The sequence below is a fragment of the Collinsella aerofaciens genome (assembly GCF_039752955.1).
GTDB lineage: Bacteria > Actinomycetota > Coriobacteriia > Coriobacteriales > Coriobacteriaceae > Collinsella > Collinsella aerofaciens_BI.
Genome location: NZ_JBDMHB010000074.1, coordinates 1 through 3,353, shown reverse-complemented (window position 1 = coordinate 3,353; position 3,353 = coordinate 1). Strand labels below are relative to the sequence as shown.

Sequence of the window (3,353 nt, the reverse complement as noted above, 5' to 3'; positions counted from 1 at the left end):
GAAGCCATCTTGACGCAGTTCTCGGCGCCGACAGCCTGGCCGATGGGGCCCTCGGGCTTGGTCATGGCGTAGACGCGCACGCCCATGCCCTTCATCTTCTTGACGGCCTCGAGGACCTCGGGGGTGGTGCCGGACTCGGAGGCGGTGAGCACGACGGACTTCTCGGTCATGCGCTTGTGGCCCATGGCGTTCCACTCGGCGGCGTGGATCAGGTAGACCTCGAGGTCGCGGTCGCCGAACTTGTTCATGAGGTACTCGAGCTGCATGAGCTCGTCCCAGGTGCCGCCAACGCCCATCAGGAACACGGCGTCGTAGCCCTCGTCGGCAACCTTGTCGGCGAGCGCGGTCATCTTCTTGCCGGTCTCGTAGAGCGCCTTGCCGTCCTCGAGATAGCCCTCCTGGTCGAAATGCATGATCTCGATCTTCTCGGTTTCCTTCATTTGTCTCTCCTTTCTGGGGTTGTTTCCACATCCCCCATGCCAACGGGCATCAAAACCCGCTTACATTCCGTAACACTCGGCCGCTTTGGCCTTAAGCGCATTGACTGACTCTTCGTAGCCCTCTGCCTTGACCTCCATTTGCTTGGAGACAGCATCGAGATACGGGTGCACGTCCCATGACTTCAGACGCTCGGCTATCATGGCCGCAATCGTCTGGAAGAACACAAGATTGGGAATTGCGCTGAGCAGCGGCGCCACCTGAGGCACCGCAACCTCGTGAGCCCTACCCTTGGGATGGGCCGTGAGCAGCACCGTTTTTGTCGTAACGTTCGATAGCGCATCAGCGATATTCGCAAGACGCTCCGACCCCTGCGGATCGTCGACGATAAACACCAGATAGCCCGGAACGATCTGCATCTCGAGACCGTGGACGAACTCCTCGCCTTCGTGATGCATGGCAGGAATCTTGATGGTCTCGCTCAGCTTGAGGGCCGCCTCTTCGGCAACGCCATAGTTGGGGCCGTTGCCGACGACCATGGCGGGCGTGTGCTCAGAAAGCTCGAGCATGTGGTCTTGGACATATGCCTCGGCGGTCTTGCACATCACGGCATTGGCCTGGATAGCCTCACGCAGGTCGTCAAGACGCTGGGCAACGCCCTTGGCGTCAATCGTTCCGCGCGCCTGACCGCCGTAAATACCAAAGAGCACCAGGTACTCAACGAGCACCTCGACGCCCAGAGTCACAAAGTCCACCGACTCGACGCCCACACCGTAGTCAAGAACGATGTCAGCGTGTTCCTTGATGGGTGCCTCGACGTTTGCCGTGAGCGCAACTGCAGCCATATCGTGTGCGCGCATGTAATCGAGCGCCGCAATCGTATTGGTCGAATAGCCACTCTGCGAAACGGCAATGTTGAGCACATGCTGCGGATAGGTGTGTTCAAAATCGACGAAGGCCTCGGGCGTCACAACGGACACCTGCATTTGCAGGGCATCTTGCAGGTAATCGCGGGCGCAATCGGCGGCATGGCGCGACGAACCCGAAGCAACGATGCGCAGCGCGTCAAAAGAACCGGACTGGAAAATATCAACGAGCTGCGCTACCAGCTCAGACGAACGCTCGAGGTTCTCCCCCATACGCACATGGGCAAGCTGAACGTAATCGAGCATCTTCATCGTCTCACCTCGTAACAAATCATTAGTATTTGATACCAATCACAGTTACAGGTTACGGCTTTTTGATACCTCTTTGTCGATTAATTTATCCCCATCGGCGAACGGTCGATTTTGAGCCCTGTAAGGTTGTATATACAGCTGACCCAACGATCAAAACTGGTTAGTTTCCCAGCCGTTATTCACAAAATACCAGCTAGTACGTATAGGTGTAGCCGCCCGTATCGCCACGATTGAAGGACTTTACATACTCGATAGCCTGACCGCTCGCGTCATAGCTCACGCATTCCAAAAGCAAAACAAGATCGCCCTGTTCCAGTCCAAGGAGGCCGGCATCTCGTGCGCCCAGCGCTTCGATATCGAGCTTTTCCTGTGCCATGACTGGCTTTCGGCCCAGCATCTCATAGGTCTCGTACAAACTGAAGACCGACACGTCAATATCTTCGATGGTTGGGAACAGCAGGCAGGGAATCAGCGCCGTCTCAATCGATACGGGGCTACCGTTTATGCAGTTCAGGCGTCGAACGGAATAGAGCAGGTCGTCCTCGGCGATGCCAAACAGGTCGGCGTAATATGGCCCCGCATAACGCTTGGAACGCGCGAGAATACGGACGAACGGCTCGCCGCCCGAAGCACGAACCGATTCACGGAAACCGACCGTGCGTTCAAAAAAAGCAGGTACTTTCTGCGCCACAAAGGCACCTTTTCCCCGAACACGGCGAATCTGCCCGCGCCGAACCAGCTCATCGACAGCGCTTCGGATGGTCAAGCGTGTCGTACCAAATTCCTCGGCAAGGTCTTTTTCGGACGGAATCATGGAACCCGTGGGATATATACCGCGCTCGATACGTTCCTCGATGCGGCGTCGAATGCGCATATAAACCGGGGTGGCATCTACTGTTTCAGCCATTGTTCACCTGCCACGCTCCTCATGCCGTTCTCTTCGCCGTTATCGGCAAAGCGGAACTTTGTGGGCAAAATCACCGATTTGCAATGCTCCACAAAACGCATGTCCTTATCGAATTCGATCGAGCTCTCATAGAACACCGGCGTTCCCTCTTCTTGCTGGAGCAGCTCGGCCTCTTCGGCGTTCAAACGCGAGATGGAGATATGCTCACGTCCATGCTCAACACGCACGCCACCTTCTTTGAGCAAGACATCGTAAAGGCTCTCACACTCAAAATCGTGCTCGGGAAGCGCGGGGCACAGGGACAGGTTAACGTGAGCGGTCTCGATTGACGCCGGCTCGCCCTCTATAAGTCGAATGCGCTGCATGCGGAGTAAAGGAGCGCCCACAGCCACCCCAAGCTTGTCGGCAAGCGCCTCATCCGCCTCGATGGTCCCGGTGGAAACCAGACGAGAAGAGGGGTGCAGGCCGGCAGTCCGCACAGCATCGGAAAAGTTATACGTTTCCTGGAAGATATTCAGCGGCTTGGGAGGACACACATACGTACCCGATCCGCGACGGCTCTCGAGCGTTCCACACGAGATGAGCCGCGTGATACCGGCGCGCAACGCCGTACGCGAAACGCCAATCTCTTCGCACAGCACGCGCTCGGCCGGCAGGCGATCGCCGCCGGCAAGCTGGTGGTGCTGGATATACCAAAGAATTCCCTCAACAGCACGATCTTTGGGGGGAATTGCATAAGATTCGCCTGCCATTGCACAGACTCCTCATTCAGAAACGTATGCCGCCAAAATTAGACCAGCCCTCCCATGGCATCAAATTCGGCCTTGATC

The 3,353-nt window shown here is 56.8% G+C and carries 4 protein-coding genes; all 4 read right to left on the bottom strand.

Annotated features, from left to right (window positions below):
* On the bottom strand, positions 1-440 hold a 440-nt coding region (locus ABHR75_RS09725), incomplete at its 3' end, for a phosphoheptose isomerase family protein (RefSeq protein ID WP_488212539.1).
* Positions 441-500: 60 nt separating this feature from the next.
* Positions 501-1,616, bottom strand: a complete 1,116-nt coding sequence (locus ABHR75_RS09720; RefSeq protein ID WP_346964214.1) for an SIS domain-containing protein — start codon at positions 1,614-1,616, stop codon at positions 501-503.
* Between the two features lie 193 nt (positions 1,617-1,809).
* Positions 1,810-2,523, bottom strand: coding sequence for a GntR family transcriptional regulator (locus tag ABHR75_RS09715; RefSeq protein WP_346964213.1), 714 nt, complete (start codon positions 2,521-2,523; stop codon positions 1,810-1,812).
* Positions 2,508-3,275, bottom strand: coding sequence for a GntR family transcriptional regulator (locus ABHR75_RS09710; RefSeq protein ID WP_196022646.1), 768 nt, complete (start codon positions 3,273-3,275; stop codon positions 2,508-2,510). Before ABHR75_RS09710 ends, ABHR75_RS09715 begins: the two co-directional genes overlap by 16 nt.
* Positions 3,276-3,353: the final 78 nt, after the last annotated feature.

What these genes read in the sequence shown, in the direction of transcription:
- ABHR75_RS09720 (WP_346964214.1), bottom strand. Translation starts at nt 1,616, where the DNA reads ATGAAGATGCTCGATTACGTTCAGCTTGCCCATGTGCGTATGGGGGAG.
- ABHR75_RS09715 (WP_346964213.1), bottom strand. Translation starts at nt 2,523, where the DNA reads ATGGCTGAAACAGTAGATGCCACCCCGGTTTATATGCGCATTCGACGC.
- ABHR75_RS09710 (WP_196022646.1), bottom strand. Translation starts at nt 3,275, where the DNA reads ATGGCAGGCGAATCTTATGCAATTCCCCCCAAAGATCGTGCTGTTGAG.